We start from the raw sequence: 16,779 nt of genomic DNA, 5'->3' as shown, positions 1-16,779 counted from the left end.
GCTTTTATACTGGGAAAAAAAATTGGTCCAAATTAATATTGCCCGCACCAGCCACCACTTGAACTCGGCTGGTAGCACCTAATTTTCTGAGTATAGACGATACATGTGACTTGACTGTAGTCTCTGAGATATGCAGCTCATAGGCAATCACCTTATTAGCTAGACCTTGATTCAAGTATTTAAGAACGGTAAGTTCCTTACGCGTCAAAGACCGAATTTTTTCAGGAGATATTTTAGGCTCGGATTTTTGCGAATTAACATTGTTGTTACGCATAATATCTGATGGCAAGCACACATTCCCTTCAAAAATAGACTCTATTGATGAAGCGATTTCTTCAATTGAACTTGATTTGGAAATAAAGCCGACTGCACCATATGAAATGCTTTGTAAAATGCTTTGTTTTTCAGTCTCTGCTGATATGATCACTACAGCACTATTTGGGTAATTATTTCGGAGCTCTAGTAACCCACTTAAGCCATTGGAATCTGGCATGTTAAGATCAAGCATAACCAAATCGTAATTTGAATCATTTTTTAATATTTCAAGAGCGGCGGCAAGGGTGCCCGCTTCACAAATAGTTGTGTCTTGAAATCGGCGTCTAAGTATCGTTGTCATTGCATGACGGAAAATAGGATGATCATCAATAATAAGTATCTTAGTCTTCATTTTACAAATCTCATTGTGATGGTTGAGGAAAAAACGGCATTACACAACCTGAATCGGTTTGTTAACATACAATTTACATTATAACATTGATAGCACAATAGACCAAAGTATTGGTTCTATTGGATGAAAATAAACATTCATTTGAAATGAAATGAGGGTAAAAAGAATAAATGACAACTTTATTTTTAATAGTGACATAATTCCCTTTCTTACCGTCATAACCTTTGAATGCACACTGCACAAACTGTCTTTTGTTAACGTTTAGCTAATGCAATGTTTAAATCTCAGCTAATAACTCTGCACGCTTAGCCTGATATTCTTGTTCTGAAATTAGGCCTTTGCTCTTTAAATTTTGTAATATCTTAAAACGCTCTTCCAGTGTTTTTATTGAGGTTTTTGGAGAATCAGTGGCTTTTTGATGAAGTGGTTGACTAGCATGTTGTTTCTTGGCACTTTTTCTTATTTGGGTGCTTGATGACGCTTCGCGCTCATTTAGTATTTGTTCAACTTCTTGGCGGGTTAAGCCGGTATGATTATTCTCTATTGTAGAGGTAGCTTGCTGTTGAATTATTTGAGGAAGTTCAGATAGCTTTGACAAAGCTATGTTTACTTCATTTTGCTGTAAAATAGAGAAACCATCCAACTGAGACAATAATCCTAATGAGTTTTTCTTCGATGCTACAGAAGAACTATCTAACCCAAAATCGAAATCGTAACGCACCAACCCTTGATTGGTTGCATCGTAAACAGATTCATAGCCATGTTGTCGCTCTCTATCAACATCGCCTATTTTTAGTGTCAGTGTGTTTTGTTTAACAAATATGCTTCCTGCAGTAAATACATCGCGTTTTAAGAAACCAGCTAGAGAGGATTTTTTCTTTACTAATGAAAACACAACCACCTGATTTTGATTCGCTTGGGAAAGTGCACTAGGCAAGTATTTGGACAATAAACTTATCTGTTCACGCGTGAAAAGCGGTAAGTCTTCTTTTTCGGTAGATTTTACAATCGAAATTTGATTTAAAAATGCGTTGCTTACATCACTAGTAATAGTTTTAGAATGCTCATAGTTGCTCGACTCTACTTCAAGTAGTTTTATAAAAACATTTTTGTTTTCCTGCCAAATTATTTCATCAGATAGGCTAGAAAAAGAGATAAAAACACTCATACAGATACATAAAAGTTTTGTTATTGTTATCAGTCTCATATATCAAGTATTCCTTTTTCGTTTCTAAAAGTCAGTTGCTTAAAATGCAAAAAACATCACAGCTCTCACTGTGATGTTTCAGATTGTTGAAAAAGGTCTGGACGTAAGTCCGGACCTTTGATCTAATAGGTATAGTGAAATTTAAGGGACTCACTATGCTAAAAGAAAAAGGTCCAACTCAACATCAGCTCGAAATGGTCGCCATTGACCAGCTCGTTCCACAAGGCCACCTCGTTAGACTCCTAGACGCTACCATTGATTTCGAATTTATCAGAGATGAAGTCAGTCATCTATATTGTAGTAACAATGGTCGCCCAGCGACTGATCCAGTCCGCTTCTTCAAGATCCTATTTTTAGGCTACCTATTCGGTATTTCCAGCGAGCGTCGCTTAGTCAAAGAGATTGAGGTGAATGTCGCTTATCGTTGGTTTCTAGAAATGGGATTAACTGAAGATGTCATTAACCATTCAACGCTAAGTCAGAATCGCATTAAGCGGTTCAAAGATAGCGATATCTACCAAACTATTTTCGATAATATTGTGCGCCAAGCGATGAAGCTCAAACTGATTGGAGGGCACAGCTTGTTTGCTGATAGCACGCATCTAAAAGCAAATGCCAACAAGCGCCGTTACGATATTAAAGATTTGGAAGTCTCACCTAGTGTGTATATAGAGCAACTGAACGAAGCGGTTAGTATTGATAGAGAATTGTCTGGAAAAAAGCCCCTGAAGTGTAAGGAAGAAACGCCAAGCACTAAACCTACTAAAGTCAGTCGCACAGATGCTGATGCAGGCTTCATGGTCAGAGATGAAAAGCCTAAAGGCTTCTTCTACCTTGACCACCGCACGGTCGATGGCAAGCACAATATCATTGTGGACACACATGCCACGCTAGGTAATGTTCACGATTCCCAACCCATTATCAGTCGCATTGACCGTATTCTCGATACCTTTGATATTGAGCCGGTTGCTGTTGGCTTAGACGCAGGCTACTTTACGGCTGCGGTATGCCATGAATTAGAAGAAAGACAACTGATTGGCGTAATGGGTTATCGCAGGCCAAAAAAGAAGAAAGGTTACTTTGCCAAGCGTGAATATCTCTATGACGCCAATGATGACACTTATACCTGTCCACAAGGACAAGTGCTTCCTTATAAAACGACTAATCGACAAGGCTACCGACACTATCACTCCGACCCCAAACAATGCAAAAACTGCCCTGTAAGAGAGCGATGTACAAACAGTCAAAACATGACGAAAGTCGTTACAAGACACGTATGGCAAGCAAGTGTTGAACGAGCAAACGAGGTGCGACTGAGTGATTGGGGCAAAAAACGATATAAACGGCGCTCACAAACGGTTGAACGAAGCTTCGCAGATGCCAAACAACACCATAATCACCGTTATGCGCGTTATCGTGGGTTGGACAAGGTCAATATGCAGTGTTTGTTAGCTGCAGCGTGTCAAAATATGAAGAAAATCGCGATGGCGAAGATTAACAGTTAGTGGGAGAGTTATACCCTTAAAAAAATACCTGAAACGTGCCATATTCGAGCGAGAAACACGCTTATACCTCTTCTGAATTAGAAAAATCCAATAAACCACTCGAGACCTAATTCCATAAAAAATCGCGATCGTAGCCTTCGGCTACTCCAAAAAATAAACCCCCAGCAAAAAAGAGGGGGTTTATCATCAGTCTGAAACATCACAGCTCTCACTGTGATGTTTCTAAATTATGGCATAGATGCCATTAGAAGAAGAATGTTGCACCTAACTGAAATAAATTTAAGTCCTGAGCGCCATCATATAAAGCTTGAGCATTCGCTGTACCATCTACATCAAGGCTGATGATTTCATATTTTGCATACATGAGGAATCGTCCACCGAAATATTGCTCGGCTGCAAAACCCAACACTGATAATTGAGAGCCAGTTACACCTTCTAGATGTGCCATACCATATTGGTCATTGTAGCTACCATAGTCAACATAAAACGCAGAATCGCCATAACTGTTAAATGCGCGCTTCACACCTACTTTTATATGGTAAACATCTGTGTCATCGCCAGATCCAACATCTGCATCTTCTACGTCTTCCATTTGATAAGCAAATGTTCCGAACATACCGCTTTCAGCGTCCATCAAACCAAGTTGGAATTGTAACGTTTCTGAAGAGCTGCCCAGGACGTTTTGACCACCATCTGCATTATATGCATAACCGGCGTTAAACATAGTCGTTAGACCCGCTACTTCGCCCGCATATTTTAGCGCGACGTCATACACTTCATCGTTTGCGTATCCAACAGCAATGTTAACACCACCAAACTCTGGGAGGTCATATCGAATACCGTTACGATAAATACCGTTACAATCGATACCTATACCTAAACCATTAAGGCCAGCACACTGTGCAAAGTTCCCCCAAGTTTGGTTACCCGCTGTAGCATCAACGCCACGAATACTAAAGCCTAACATTCTGAACAATGGAGAAATACCAGACCAAATAGTGACAGAAGGATCCGCAAGTACAGCGATATTATCTGTCGGCATACTTTGCGTACCAATGGTAATTTTACCAAAATCACCACTCATATATACGTTGTTGGATAAGAGACTAACGCCGCTACCAAACGCATTTGCATTACTTATACCGTCTTGGTTAGACAGTAGTGGAGATGAGCTATTTCCATCAACAGCAGCAGTTGGCTCAACAATCACTTCAAAGCCAAACTGTAAACCTGTATTTTCAGGCTTATAACCGCCTGTTAGCGCTATCCGACTGCCTAATGTGGTTCCATTGTCACCTAGTTGTGCAATGTCAGAACCTTGGCCATCATCATAATAAGTGATACCTTCATTTATCCAGCCTGAAATTTTCCACGTTGCTTCGTCGTCTGCCATTGCAGTTGCAGACATACTTGCAAGAATTGCAGTAGCGATACAAGTCTTAAATAACTTTTTATTGTTCATAGTGTGTTCCGTTTGATTGTTGTGAATGCTAATTTTCAATCATGCTTTCAATAGTAAAGGCTTGATAAATATACTCGCGCTATTGATGTAACATTTCATTGACAGTGAGTAGCATAATAATTACATTTAAATTTCAAACTATTAACTATTAGACCTGTAAACCTCGTCCTTTAGTAGGAAGAAGAAACGAAGTGTTGTTGGTAAAGTGAGAAATGGCGTGGCTTGAGCTTACTGTAAACATAGTTAACATCAATTTTGGATAAGAAGTCATTCGAGACAATAGGGCTATTAACTGCTGCTTCTTATACAAGACTCAGGTTAGTTATACTATCCCAGATAAAATTTCTGGATAGTCAGAAAGAAGCGCTCTCTCTTGTTCCTGAATGACGTCAATTTCTAGATGGTCTTGTTTTCTATCGTTTTGACGTATCGGATTGGTAATATGTTTGATTACCTTGGTGGGTTTGCTGCTTAAAAAATACAAATCATCAGCCAATGCGAGCGCCTCCTGCAGATTGTGAGTCACTAGCAGTGCACTTGCTTGGTTTTTGTTTAACAGACCTCTTACAAGCTTTATAAGGTAACGGGCTGTGGGTGCATCTAATGAGCTAAATGCCTCATCTAGTAATACCAAATTGGGTTTATTTACAAATGCTCTAGCAATGCTTACTCTTCTTTGCATGCCTCCTGATAACTGAACGGGATAAACGCCTGCTACATCATGTAGCTTTACGTCTACTAACAGTTGCTTAATATCAGAAGAAGATAAATTAGGCTCTATCAATGCAAGGTTTTGTTCAATACTGAGCCAAGGTATAAGTCGTGCCTCTTGAAATATATATGCTAACTTGAGCTCTTCTGGTGGACTATAATGTTTAACGTCTATAAGACCTGCTATCACATTTAACATAGTTGTTTTGCCGCATCCAGATGGACCAATTAGGGCAGACGTGCGATTTTCTCTGACTGCAAAAGAACAAGAGTCGACAATTAGTTGGTTGTCTAAGTTTATGCCGTGCAAGTGAAATTCTACTTTCCTCATTGCTGGCGTCCTCGCTGTATTCTCTTTTCAAGTGGCTTAAAAACAAACCAATCTACACTAAACATTACTATCATAAAGCTAAACGCATACGCCAATATACTGGCAATATCAAAATGTCCGAAAAAGGTGTGTAAACCAAAACCGATGCCGTCGCTGCGCCCTAACAACTCAACCACAAGAACGATTTTCCAAATAAGTGCTAGTCCGTTTCTGGCAGCAGCAAGAATATATGGGTATAACTGTGGAAGAAAAACGTTGAAGAATGTTCTACTAGCAGGAAGCTTATACACTTTTGCGACTTCCATTAGTTTATTGTCAATCACCCTTGCGCCTTCTCGCATGGCAACAATCACAGTAGGTAATTTGTTAATAAACACGGCTAGGATAGCGGCGGTTTCTTCTAATCCTAGCCAGATATAGCATAAAATAATTGTAACTAATGCGGGTAAGTTCAAGAAAAATAACAGTAGGGGCTCAAATATTTGATTGGCTCTGTTCACGCGCCCCATCAATATTCCCGTGAGAACACCTATAAACATGGCCAAAATAAAGCTGATTATGACGCGCCTGAGGGTTTGTATAAGATCGTTTTGTAAGTTACCGTTAAACCAGTGATAGTGCCAAGAAGAAGCAATCACATCCAAACGAGGGAAGTATTCAGGTTCAAACATAATAACAGCTACTTGCCATATCATCAGTAATGAACCAACAACTAAACACTGTACAAAAAAGCTTTGAAAGCGTCTCACTTAAAATATGCCTACTGTCATGTTTTGCTTTAACAGCCAAAAAGTCTTATTATTTCGTTTGTCGTTTATTCTATGCTTATTCGCGTTCATACTGAGATATTTAACATAATCAATCAATAAACAGATTTTGTGGGAATAACTCATTATCCAGAAACAAATTTTGGTCTTTTAAACCTTTTATTTCATCAAACAACTGTTTTGCAGACGCCTCAATTTCAGTTTTTTCATCTGTAATAATTGTACTTGGGTAGTGCTGAATTAGGGCTAAATATTCTTTTTCAGACTTAGCTTTCATTTTGGGTTTAAGTCTGGCCCAATCATCAGCGTGTTGGTTTAACAATAGCTTTTTTGCTTGTTGACTAGCTTTTATAAAACGCTGTAATTGTTCGTGAGCACCGTCAACAAAATCACGATGAAATACCCAGCCAAGCAACGGTACTTCTGATTTAATATTAAGGGTGGTTAACATAGATTGAGTGGTCAACACATTGTGAAAGCCAGAAGCATCAAGCCTTGCATTATAATGCCAAAAGTTGATAAGCCCGTCGATTTTTCCAGTAAGCATCATTTCGTTTAGTAAGGGCGGCGCGCCATATTTGAGCTCTGACGTTAAGGATTGGTTTTTTTTCTTTAAATAGGCTTTGTAAACCAAAAGATTTTTGTCGTTAGCACCACCTGCAACCCCGAGCGTGTTAATATCGTTTACCTGAGTATTAATCGCTTTAGCATAAAGGCCGCCACTTAACTTATGAGTAGGATGCATTTTAAATTTGCCACCCTGTTTAATCACCCAAAAAAGATCAGTCAATATCACATCGACAGCCTTACCTTGAAGCGCAATAGCCGCCGCATTTTTGGTAGTTAATTTGACGACTTCAACATTTATTCCCAATTTTTTATCAAGCTCATGATGCTTAATGGTGTCAATTTCCCAATTAATGGTGCCGTAACTTAACACACCCACTCTCACTGTAGGTAAGTCGTTTGCCATACTTATGTTGGTAAAGGCAAGTATAATTATGGTAGCGAATAAACTGACGCTATTGCTTAAATATTTAGAATGCATATTTCAACTTTAAGGCAAATTGACGAGGGGCAGCAGGGCCAACAAAGTTGGGCGCTTCAACATCTGGATATATATCTTCTAGCACTTCATCTGCCTCGCCGTATGTACCAAACGTGTTGTATTGTTCATCTAACAAGTTATTGATACGTAACTGTAAGCTTAAATTTTCCATGATGTCGTAACGGGCATAAAAACTTACTACTTGATAGCCGTCTATTTTCTCGTTTTCGTTTGCCTCATCTCCTCGGTAATACTGGTCTGAAGCTAAAACCACCTCAAGCCCAGTCGAAAAGCTATCGTTAAATCGATAATCGATGCTCCCTTTTACGACGTGCTCAGCGTTCCCTGGGATCGTGTCACCAGAGGTAACCTGTCTATTAGGGCCTTGAGGATTTAATGGGCTAAAAGAGGTAAAATTAGACCCATAAGTCGCGTCAAGGTAGTTATAGCTAAATTGATAACTTAAATCGCCTATTGCATGGTTTAATCCTAGCTCGAGTCCTTGGCGCTCGGTTTTATCTATGTTGATGAAGTACCCTCTAGACGCAATTGCGCCGGCTTGCTGAAAGATTATGTCGTCTTTGCTCTCACTTAAATACACGTTTGCAAACACATTAACGTCATCAAACTGAGCACTGTAATTGACTTCAACCGTTCTTGTTACTACTTGATCAAGAGGCGGGTCAGCAACAAAACCATTGGGTAAGCGACAAGGGTCGTCTTCATCAGCACAACTTAACTCTGCTGGACTAGGCGTTCTTGAAGATTGACTAAAACCAACATTAACAAATTGGTCTTCATCCAATTTAATATCTAAACTAATGGCAGGGTTAAACTGGGTAAACCGGTGATTACCATCTAATGAGCCTTCACCGTCATCAATTAGGTCTTCCATAATGATATGATCATCATTAAATCGACCTGCTATATTCAGCGTGAGTTTGTCGGTTAGTTCAGTGCTATTTACAGCAAAAATATAGACGGCTTTTGTATCAACATCTAATCTTACCTGCGCTTCAACATCCTGTATGCCGAATAATGGCGTGACTGATCTTGGGTCGGCAGCACTATCATTAGCTAAAATACCGAAAGTTGTATCTGCCTGATAGTTAATATCTCCGCGCTGATAACCCGCACCTACTATTAGTTCGTTGCTTATGCCTGCGAATGAATATTGCTTGGCTAATTGTAACGATAAACCAATATTTTCAGTTTTAGCTTTGCCTGTATTATAAGTACCATCGACTTCATCTGGATCGACATCAGAAATGTCAGAAAAAGCCGTGCTAGGCGTAAACCCCACAAATTCGACCGCTTCAGCTTCGTCACCCACTTCTGGCAAATCATCATCATCATCATCATCATCATCATCATCATCGTCATCGTCGTCATCTTCTAATTCACACAGGGTAATACGCCCATCGTCAAACGCACAGCCGCCATAGTCACTGTCGTCCCCGTTTATAGAAGCAGTTTCAATTTCTCTGTAAAACAAGTTGTAGCTTATTAACGTACTGCTAGACAATTCATATTCGCCATCTACACTGACATTATGCAATTCATTTTGTGTTTGGTCTGGACTGGTATAAATTGCGTTTCGCCCTTCTATTTCAAAAAGCTCAATTGGAGATGCGCCGTTTCCTATTAGGTCATTGTCAGCAAACATGTAATTAAGGTTAACGTTTGACTTGTCACCTTTATAAGAGAGGGATGTGAAGACTTGGTTAACTTCAGAAGGTGAGAAATCTCGCCAGCCGTCTTCTTCATATTGGCTCAAGTTTATATAATAGCCGAAACTATCATTGCTACCGCCTGATTCAAATCCAAGTTCTTGACGACCATCACTACCTGTTCCTATTTCGATTTCATTTTTCTCGTAAGTAAAACCATTTTTAGTCGTGAGTGCCAAAGCACCACCTAGTGTATTTTGGCCAAAAATTGGATTAGAGCCAGAGTAAAGCGCCACACTGTCAATCGCGTCTAATGGGATTAAGTCCCAATTGACGGTATCACCAAACACTTCGTTTATTCTGGAGCCGTTTAGATAAAGCGAAATACCTTGAGGCAAACCTAATAAGGGTGATGCGGTAAAGCCTCTGTATTGCAGGTCTGGCTGAAATGGATTGTTCTGTACATCGTTAATGTTAATACTTTGAAACTGAGATTTGAGTAATTCGGGTAAGGATAAGGCATTGGCGTTTTCAATGGTTTCGGCATCTACGAATTGCTTTGTACCGAACAATGCCTTTGCTTCCTTTGATGGATTTAGAGCGGTTGCGCCTTGTACTTTGACGACTTCAATATCACTTGTTTGAGCGATGGTTGATGCTATTAAACCAATATTGATGGAAATGGCTATGGCGACTTTAGAAAGAGTAAAAGGTGTATGGGGTGTGATCATTAGCTTAATTTTATTTAACAAGATTGCTACAAAGTCTAAATCAAAAGCTTCCCATAAAAAACCATCCTAAAGTATCAGGAGTGTCATTTTTTAGTGTCATCAAATTATCCTGTTCTTGGTAAAAAGATAAATGAGTCGTCGTGTTGAATTTGATAACCTGTACTAAAGTAGGGGTAAATCCCTTCTTTTGGCCAATGATGTTTACTTGCACCACTTTTGTGTTGCGTATACCCTTGTTTGATACATTTATTTTACTTATAGCAGGCTGGCCATATGACAAATCAATATTTATCGTTAAGTACCATATCCTTATGGACTAGGCTAAAAGTTGGTCTGTTAATGTGTGTCGTGCTAGGTATTAGCGCTTGTTCTAGCACAAATGAGTCTAACTCAGACATACATGCGGGTCAGAAATACGAAGTGTTCTTGGAAGACAAATCTGGTAATACAATTAATATAGGCTTTGTTGAAAAACAGGGCGATAAATATAATTTTGAGCGGGATGATAGTAAATTTAAAGATTTTTTCTTGTCTATGAAAGAGATGAAATGCTTGGAAGGGGCTGAAATATTTTGTCATATCCATTACCCGTATCCTCAAAATGATGTCACTGAACAAAACAATTCGGTTTGGTTATCTCATGAGCTTCTATTTATGTACAAACGGGCTAATCAGTTTGGTGCGCGACTAAGACAAGGCGTGTATTTTGAACTTGTACCAGATGGCGACGGATTTAAAGGCGTAGCTTACAGTTTAGACCTTGATGATTTAGCGTCACCACCTGACAATTTGTCCATACCGCCTATTAATACCAATGAGCTGGAGCTTCTTGAAGTAGATGAACGTTGGTTGCCTTATTTAAAAATAAAACAAATGTAATTCAATTCGTTATTTCTTAATTGGGTGACAATGTGAATTTTGTTGTGAAAACCAATCTGTCGTTGGGCTTTGCGGCATAATCATACAGTAAAAATCATCAAGCCCTAGTAATCGTTTCACTCGTTAAACAGCACTTACACAGGAGTGCCTATTGTTTCATGCTACCCCTCAGCTCTATCGAAATTTTTTGCATTGGCTATTAATTGTCGGCTTAGTGGCGTTTTTTCTTTTTGTGCTCTTTGACTTAGGTGTAATAGCATATATAGTCGCGACAGATAGCACACGAATATCACAATTAATTATAGTGTTATTTGTATTGTGCAGTATTTTTATAGGCTACAGAAATTGGATTATTGCTCAAGAGTTCAAAGTTAGTTATTGGATAATAGATGCGCGTAAAAAAACGAAAGCCGATAGTAAAACAGGCGACCATTTGCTAGTTCCCACTACAAAACACTCGGCTACTTTTAATTATTTAACCTATTTACTCAAAAATAAACCCGATAAAGATATCGCCCAATTGGGTGAATTATATGCTGAAGCACTTTCTGGCCCCCATAAAATTGGATGGTTTGTTAGTGGCGTACTTATCAAGTTAGGTTTATTAGGCACAGTTATTGGTTTTGTCATTATGTTAAATACGGTATCTGATTTAGACCAGCTTGATATATCGGGAGTGAAACAACTTATGCAACAAATGACCCAAGGGATGGGCGTAGCGATGTTTACGACAATGACGGGTTTAATTTGTAGTATGTTGTTGAGTCTACAATGTTTGATGTTAGAAAGAAGCACAGATAATTTAGTCTCAATTACAGTGAGCTTAGGGCAAAAGCTTTATTTGGTTGAACCTAGAGCTGATGCAAATAGTGAAGGTCTCTAATCAATGGCGTTGTTTAAAAAGAATAACAATACTGAATTAGACCCATTTACCGACCTGTTGTTTAACGCTTTACTTACTTTTACATTCTTATTTTTAATTACATTATTGTTACTCAATCCGCCAGCAAAAACTGGCATTATTGACCCTAAAGCAGAATTTATTATCACGGCGAGTTGGCCTGATGGCGATCCGAATGATGTGGATATTTGGGCCGAAGGACCAAACTCGTGGCTTGTTTCATATCGCAATCCTGAGCAAGGGTTGATGCATCTTGACAGAGACGATAGAGGCCTAGTTAACGATAGCCAAGTCATTAATGGAGTTGAAGTGATTAATCCTTTAAATCAAGAAGTATTGACTATCAGAGGGCGTCCACCAGGCGAATTTATTGTAAATTTACATTATTTTAAAACACAAACTGCGACCACTGTTCCCGTTACCGTGTATTTAGCAGAAGTGAATCCAAAATTACGAGTGTTACATTACACTTCAACTGAACTAAAACAAGAAGGTGATGAAGTGACATCTTTGAGATTTACTATTTCTCCAAGTGGCAAAGTCATTGATATAAACAAACTCCAAAAGAAACTCATAAGGAACGCGACCAAATGAATGAAATTTTGTTGGTGCTTATCATTGCTTACGTTTTTATTGCTGCGCTATTGGTGCTGAGTATGATCTATAGCGAATTTGATTGGAAGGTTAAAGTAGTCTTAGCGTTAGTGGTTATGGCGTTCTATTATGCTAGCTATTACGCTTGGTCTGAAGCGCAAGGTTGGCCGACTAATAAACAGCCGCCAAACCGATTTATATTGCATCATGCACTTATTGTTGAGCCCGATCAAGAAGGTGAAAGAGACGGGCAAATCCTTTTGTGGGTTAGTGATATTAAAGGTCAAGAGATGGCGGATACCCCAAGAGTTTATAAGTTAGAATATACCAAGACGATGCACGCAAAAGTTCAAAAAGCATTGAGTAAGTTAAAAGGGGGTAAAGCGCAAGTAGGGGCATTAGGCAACAATAAACGAAAATTTCAATCTGAATTAAGCGGCAGTACCGCAAATGAAGAAAAGACAATGATCGTGTTTTCTGACTTACCCGATCTTGCACTACCAGAGAAGTGAAAATGAGATATATTTGTAGTTTAATTGTTGGCATGATTGTGTTAACTGCTTGCACCCCCAGTATCGATAAAGACGATTACTTTCCCCTTCAAGAAGGTGTTAAGTGGCATTATATTGTGTCTGAGCAAGATACCGATACACTAGAGCCCTATGACTTTTTTATTGAAAATTTAGGAAAAACAAAGAAAACGTTATCAGATAAATACTTTGATATGCCGGTGCACGTAAGACGAGACGCAAACGGCACCAAATACTACATTCTAGATTCAGAAGATGGCATTTTTAGAATTGCACAACAATACATTATAGATTCTGATCTTAGATATGATGATCCAGAAAGAATGGTATTGCCGTCGCCAGACAATTATGATTCAGGAGATACTTGGTATTCTCAAAGTCGTACTTATGCGTTGCGCGGTTCAGCTGTAGACACGGTGCCAGATACTGAAGACATTTATATTGATATGGAATATGAAATAGACTCGCTTAACGCTAGTGTAAATGTACCTGCAGGAAAGTTCAATGGATGTATAGTGGTGATAGGACGTGCAAGCTTTTCATTGTACGCCGACCCTAAATTAGGCTATATCGATATAGAAATTAAACAGACTGAATGGTACGCCCCAGGAGTAGGGTTAGTAAAGATTATTCGAGAAGAACCAAAAGAAGCTGGTTTGTTTTATGGCGGAAGTATTGTTTATGAACTAAAAGAGATGACATTTTAATTTCATAATAAACCCACTTTAATATCGACGTATTTCAGGATGAGGCGATTAAATAAAAAAAGCACCGACTGGTATTCGATGCTTTTCAATTAATAGTTGGTACAAATATTTATTACAACAATTGCTACAAAGACTGGCTTAATCGGCGTCTATTTCTCCTTCGGCAATAGCCACAACGCGTCTTACTTCAACATAGGTTTTTATTGCCCAAAGCGTTTTTTGATCTAAGATAGGTTCAGACATGCCCTCTGGAATACCACCTAAAGCAGGCATACCTTTCGCAGAACCGAAACGCAAACGCTCTACATACCATTCATCATCTTCAAAAGACTCAGGATTAAGTAATCTTAAGTCAGGGTTAATTCCGCCTGATTGCGCATGTAACCCATGACAACCTGCGCAATTATTAGCGTATGCAGATTCTCCAAATTTAACTATTTTCGACCTTGTTTCTTCTTCTAAATGCCTATAAGGATTTGTAAAAGCCCAACCATCTTCATCTTCATCGCCATCGACTATATCTGGCATTTTAGAACTATCTGCGCCTTGAGGTATTACATTTCCATGGGCAAGGACCTGACCCGACAAACATGACATCGCCAAAGCAAGTACCAATCCACAATATTTAATATTCATAATCCCAACCCATAAAAAAATTATCTCACTAGTAAACACAACTGCTGTTATTGTATAGCGTTACGGGAAGATTTATTATGGTACTTTTGTATGAATTTCTCAAAGCACGGTTTTCAACAAGTTCGTCGTCGTTTGAGGTGAATATTTGTGCTGATATAGATAAGCATCTACTACTTATAGACGAGGTTTTTTACCTTCGTTAAACAAGGAGGTGTCAATACATGTTTTTTATTCGACATGTAAATGCTGAGAACATCACAAAGTAGAATGAAAATTAATAGCACAATTAACCGAATCTATTCGGTTTTTGAAGGTGATAGACTGTTGATGAAAACAACAAAAATCAACAGGCCCTATTTCTGCATCATATAAATTAGTATTTAATAGATATGTTTATAACAAAACAGAACAAACTTGATATAGCTTGATTAAAGAAAATAAAAGATGGCTACCGAACGGCGTCTTTGACGCTCTGAGTCTGTCACTACAGCGCACCTAAACTTATGTTTATAACATAAAATCCTCACACAATTTTGAGCGGCTGAACAAATGTATCTGGCTCAAGCAGAAGGCAGTTACCAAAAGCTGATCAGCAAACTTATCAAAGCCGACTTGCTCATTATCGATGATTGGGGGCTAGAGCCATTAAACGCGAATCAACGTAGCGATTTACTCGATCTTATTGACGGGCGCTACGATCATCGTTCAATACTCATAATTAGCCAGCTGCCAATCGATAAATGGTATGAAATGATAGGAGAATCGACGCATGCAGATGCCATACTTGATCGACTAGTTCATCGCTCAATTAAAATGGAACTGGAGGGAGAGTCAATGCGAAAAGTAACAAAACCATTGACTCATGGAGATCAATAAAAGTAAATTAACCAAGGTCCTGTTGATTAGAGAGATTGTGATCTCCATGAATGTTATTCAGCGATCTTCCTGATGTTAATACGCACACTAGCACACAAAGAATTCAAGGAAGAATGCTTGTGCTGGCAAATCAACAAAGTGAAACATATAAACGCCATCGACCGGAAACAACGCTACTCTATCAATTGGTTGAACGTTACTACCCAGATTTTACCGCAAACTTAGCCGACCAAGGCAAGTATTTACCCAAATATGTTGAGCGTGAATTTGAAGAGTTCTTGCGTTGTGGACGACTAGAGCACGGTTTTTTACGCGTGGTGTGTAATGACTGTAAACATGAAAAGTTAGTCGCTTTTAGCTGTAAGCGACGTGGATTTTGCCCTAGCTGCGGAGCCAGAAGAATGGCAGAAAGTGCAGCGCTTCTTGTGGATGATGTATTACTTGGCTACCCAGTTCGCCAATGGGTGCTGAGTTTACCCATCCCGCTTCGATTGTTACTAGCAAGGTATCCACGCGAATTAAGCAAGGTAATGCAAATTATTCACCGCGCCATTTCACACACATTGTTAACAAAGCAGGGTTGACTAACAAACAAGCTAAGACGGGGGCGGTGACGCTAATCCAACGCTTTGGTAGTGCGCTTAATCTGAACATCCACTTCCACATGCTGTTCCTGGAAGGCGCAATCAGTGAAAATCCATGGGGTGGCACGACTTTTAACCGCATCAAAGCACCGTCCCATAGCGACATGGTGGAGCTAGTTCACACGATCAGCCAACGAACTGCGCGTTATTTAGAAAAAGTCGGCTTGGTAGAGCGTGATGTGGAAAACAGTTTTCTTAACTTACCTATTGATGATGAAGATAGTTTACTGCAATTACAAGGCGCTTCCGTCAGCTATCGCATTGCCATGGGCCCTCAGCAAGGTCAAAAAGTATTTACACTGCAAACCTTGCCTGCTAGCAATGAAGGCGAGTATGGTCAGGTAGCCAATACCTCAGGTTTTTCCTTACACGCAGGCGTTTTCGCTAATGCCGACGAACCAGAGAAATTAGAAAGACTATGTCGCTACATCAGCCGCCCAGCGATTAGCGAGCAGCGCTTAAGCATGACACAACACGAAAAAGTCCGCTATGAATTGAAAACCCCCTATCGTGACGGTACAACCCACGTATTTTTTAACCCTCTCGATTTCATTGGTAAATTAGCGGCACTAATTCCACCACCAAGGCTTAATCTCACCCGTTTTTTTGGCGTTTTTGCGCCTAACAGCAACCTTCGTGCGCAAGTCACCGCTTCCCAGCGAGGCAAGAATAGCCCTAAACTTACAAATAAAGAAGATAGCCAAACTGACAAGCCTTATCACGCTAGAAGCATGAGTTGGGCACAAAGGCTAAAACGGGTCTTCAACATAGACATTACCCAATGCGAAAAATGCGAGAACCACAATGTAAGCATCATCGCTTGCATTATAGATGTCCACGTTATTCAAAAAATATTGAAGCATTTAGATAAAAAGTACCCAACTTCTACAACAACACTATTGCCACCTTTGCG

General features: G+C 39.4%; 15 protein-coding genes and 1 pseudogene. 8 read left to right on the top strand and 8 right to left on the bottom strand.

Annotated features, from left to right (window positions below; translation table 11 throughout):
• Positions 1-4: 4 nt before the first annotated feature.
• Positions 5-667, bottom strand: a complete 663-nt coding sequence (locus ACKLNX_RS01930) for a response regulator (protein ID WP_412971031.1) — start codon at positions 665-667, stop codon at positions 5-7.
• A gap of 277 nt (positions 668-944) precedes the next feature.
• Positions 945-1,874, bottom strand: a complete 930-nt coding sequence (locus ACKLNX_RS01925; RefSeq protein ID WP_412971030.1) for an SHOCT domain-containing protein — start codon at positions 1,872-1,874, stop codon at positions 945-947.
• Positions 1,875-2,029: 155 nt separating this feature from the next.
• Between ACKLNX_RS01925 and ACKLNX_RS01920 the strand changes: the two genes are divergently transcribed.
• On the top strand, positions 2,030-3,379 hold the full coding sequence (locus ACKLNX_RS01920) for an IS1182 family transposase (protein WP_412971029.1): 1,350 nt from the start codon (positions 2,030-2,032) through the stop codon (positions 3,377-3,379).
• Positions 3,380-3,623: 244 nt separating this feature from the next.
• On the opposite strand, the gene ACKLNX_RS01915 is transcribed toward ACKLNX_RS01920, so the two are convergent.
• The 5 genes from ACKLNX_RS01915 to ACKLNX_RS01895 form a co-directional block, all read right to left on the bottom strand.
• On the bottom strand, positions 3,624-4,841 hold the full coding sequence (locus tag ACKLNX_RS01915) for a porin (RefSeq protein ID WP_412971028.1): 1,218 nt from the start codon (positions 4,839-4,841) through the stop codon (positions 3,624-3,626).
• 322 nt (positions 4,842-5,163) lie between these two features.
• Positions 5,164-5,883, bottom strand: coding sequence for an ABC transporter ATP-binding protein (locus tag ACKLNX_RS01910; protein WP_412971027.1), 720 nt, complete (start codon positions 5,881-5,883; stop codon positions 5,164-5,166).
• Positions 5,880-6,632, bottom strand: a complete 753-nt coding sequence (locus ACKLNX_RS01905) for an ABC transporter permease (protein ID WP_412971026.1) — start codon at positions 6,630-6,632, stop codon at positions 5,880-5,882. The genes ACKLNX_RS01910 and ACKLNX_RS01905 overlap by 4 nt, the downstream gene beginning before the upstream one ends.
• Positions 6,633-6,741: 109 nt before the next feature.
• Positions 6,742-7,698 (bottom strand): ABC transporter substrate-binding protein, encoded by a 957-nt coding sequence (locus tag ACKLNX_RS01900; RefSeq protein ID WP_412971025.1) that lies wholly within the window; start codon positions 7,696-7,698, stop codon positions 6,742-6,744.
• Positions 7,688-10,120, bottom strand: coding sequence for a TonB-dependent receptor (locus ACKLNX_RS01895; protein WP_412971024.1), 2,433 nt, complete (start codon positions 10,118-10,120; stop codon positions 7,688-7,690). Before ACKLNX_RS01895 ends, ACKLNX_RS01900 begins: the two co-directional genes overlap by 11 nt.
• A 252-nt stretch (positions 10,121-10,372) precedes the next feature.
• Between ACKLNX_RS01895 and ACKLNX_RS01890 the strand changes: the two genes are divergently transcribed.
• The 5 genes from ACKLNX_RS01890 (at position 10,373) to ACKLNX_RS01870 (ending at position 13,710) form a co-directional block, all read left to right on the top strand.
• Entirely contained in the window at positions 10,373-10,978 is a 606-nt protein-coding gene (locus tag ACKLNX_RS01890) for a hypothetical protein (protein ID WP_412971023.1), read from the top strand.
• 151 nt (positions 10,979-11,129) lie between these two features.
• Positions 11,130-11,861 carry a MotA/TolQ/ExbB proton channel family protein gene (locus ACKLNX_RS01885; RefSeq protein WP_412971022.1) on the top strand — a complete coding sequence of 244 codons (732 nt, stop codon included), beginning with the start codon at positions 11,130-11,132 and terminating at the stop codon, positions 11,859-11,861.
• Positions 11,862-11,864: 3 nt separating this feature from the next.
• Positions 11,865-12,473 (top strand): hypothetical protein, encoded by a 609-nt coding sequence (locus tag ACKLNX_RS01880; protein WP_412971021.1) that lies wholly within the window; start codon positions 11,865-11,867, stop codon positions 12,471-12,473.
• On the top strand, positions 12,470-12,985 hold the full coding sequence (locus tag ACKLNX_RS01875; RefSeq protein WP_412971020.1) for a hypothetical protein: 516 nt from the start codon (positions 12,470-12,472) through the stop codon (positions 12,983-12,985). The genes ACKLNX_RS01880 and ACKLNX_RS01875 overlap by 4 nt, the downstream gene beginning before the upstream one ends.
• A 2-nt stretch (positions 12,986-12,987) precedes the next feature.
• Positions 12,988-13,710: a hypothetical protein gene (locus tag ACKLNX_RS01870; RefSeq protein WP_412971019.1), complete on the top strand. Its 723-nt coding sequence runs from the start codon at positions 12,988-12,990 to the stop codon at positions 13,708-13,710.
• A 138-nt stretch (positions 13,711-13,848) separates the two neighbouring features.
• Here the strand turns inward: ACKLNX_RS01870 and pedF are convergent, their stop codons facing one another.
• Positions 13,849-14,346: a cytochrome c-550 PedF gene (gene pedF, locus ACKLNX_RS01865; protein WP_412971018.1), complete on the bottom strand. Its 498-nt coding sequence runs from the start codon at positions 14,344-14,346 to the stop codon at positions 13,849-13,851.
• 549 nt (positions 14,347-14,895) lie between these two features.
• On the opposite strand from pedF, the gene ACKLNX_RS01860 reads away from it, so the two are divergent.
• Both ACKLNX_RS01860 and ACKLNX_RS01855 read left to right on the top strand, forming a co-directional pair.
• On the top strand, positions 14,896-15,222 hold the full coding sequence (locus tag ACKLNX_RS01860; protein WP_412971017.1) for an ATP-binding protein: 327 nt from the start codon (positions 14,896-14,898) through the stop codon (positions 15,220-15,222).
• 113 nt (positions 15,223-15,335) lie between these two features.
• Positions 15,336-16,779, top strand: a pseudogene (locus ACKLNX_RS01855) (transposase); the annotation flags it as partial.

Source organism: Glaciecola sp. MF2-115 (genome assembly GCF_047250385.1).
GTDB lineage: Bacteria > Pseudomonadota > Gammaproteobacteria > Enterobacterales > Alteromonadaceae > Glaciecola.
This window is presented reverse-complemented; position numbering and strand designations above follow the sequence as displayed.

Coding starts and splice junctions, on each gene's coding strand:
- ACKLNX_RS01860 (WP_412971017.1), top strand. CDS start 14,896: ATGTATCTGGCTCAAGCAGAAGGCAGTTACCAAAAGCTGATCAGCAAA.
- ACKLNX_RS01915 (WP_412971028.1), bottom strand. CDS start 4,841: ATGAACAATAAAAAGTTATTTAAGACTTGTATCGCTACTGCAATTCTT.
- ACKLNX_RS01890 (WP_412971023.1), top strand. CDS start 10,373: ATGACAAATCAATATTTATCGTTAAGTACCATATCCTTATGGACTAGG.
- pedF (WP_412971018.1), bottom strand. CDS start 14,346: ATGAATATTAAATATTGTGGATTGGTACTTGCTTTGGCGATGTCATGT.
- ACKLNX_RS01930 (WP_412971031.1), bottom strand. CDS start 667: ATGAAGACTAAGATACTTATTATTGATGATCATCCTATTTTCCGTCAT.
- ACKLNX_RS01920 (WP_412971029.1), top strand. CDS start 2,030: ATGCTAAAAGAAAAAGGTCCAACTCAACATCAGCTCGAAATGGTCGCC.
- ACKLNX_RS01900 (WP_412971025.1), bottom strand. CDS start 7,698: ATGCATTCTAAATATTTAAGCAATAGCGTCAGTTTATTCGCTACCATA.
- ACKLNX_RS01910 (WP_412971027.1), bottom strand. CDS start 5,883: ATGAGGAAAGTAGAATTTCACTTGCACGGCATAAACTTAGACAACCAA.
- ACKLNX_RS01925 (WP_412971030.1), bottom strand. CDS start 1,874: ATGAGACTGATAACAATAACAAAACTTTTATGTATCTGTATGAGTGTT.
- ACKLNX_RS01870 (WP_412971019.1), top strand. CDS start 12,988: ATGAGATATATTTGTAGTTTAATTGTTGGCATGATTGTGTTAACTGCT.
- ACKLNX_RS01880 (WP_412971021.1), top strand. CDS start 11,865: ATGGCGTTGTTTAAAAAGAATAACAATACTGAATTAGACCCATTTACC.
- ACKLNX_RS01875 (WP_412971020.1), top strand. CDS start 12,470: ATGAATGAAATTTTGTTGGTGCTTATCATTGCTTACGTTTTTATTGCT.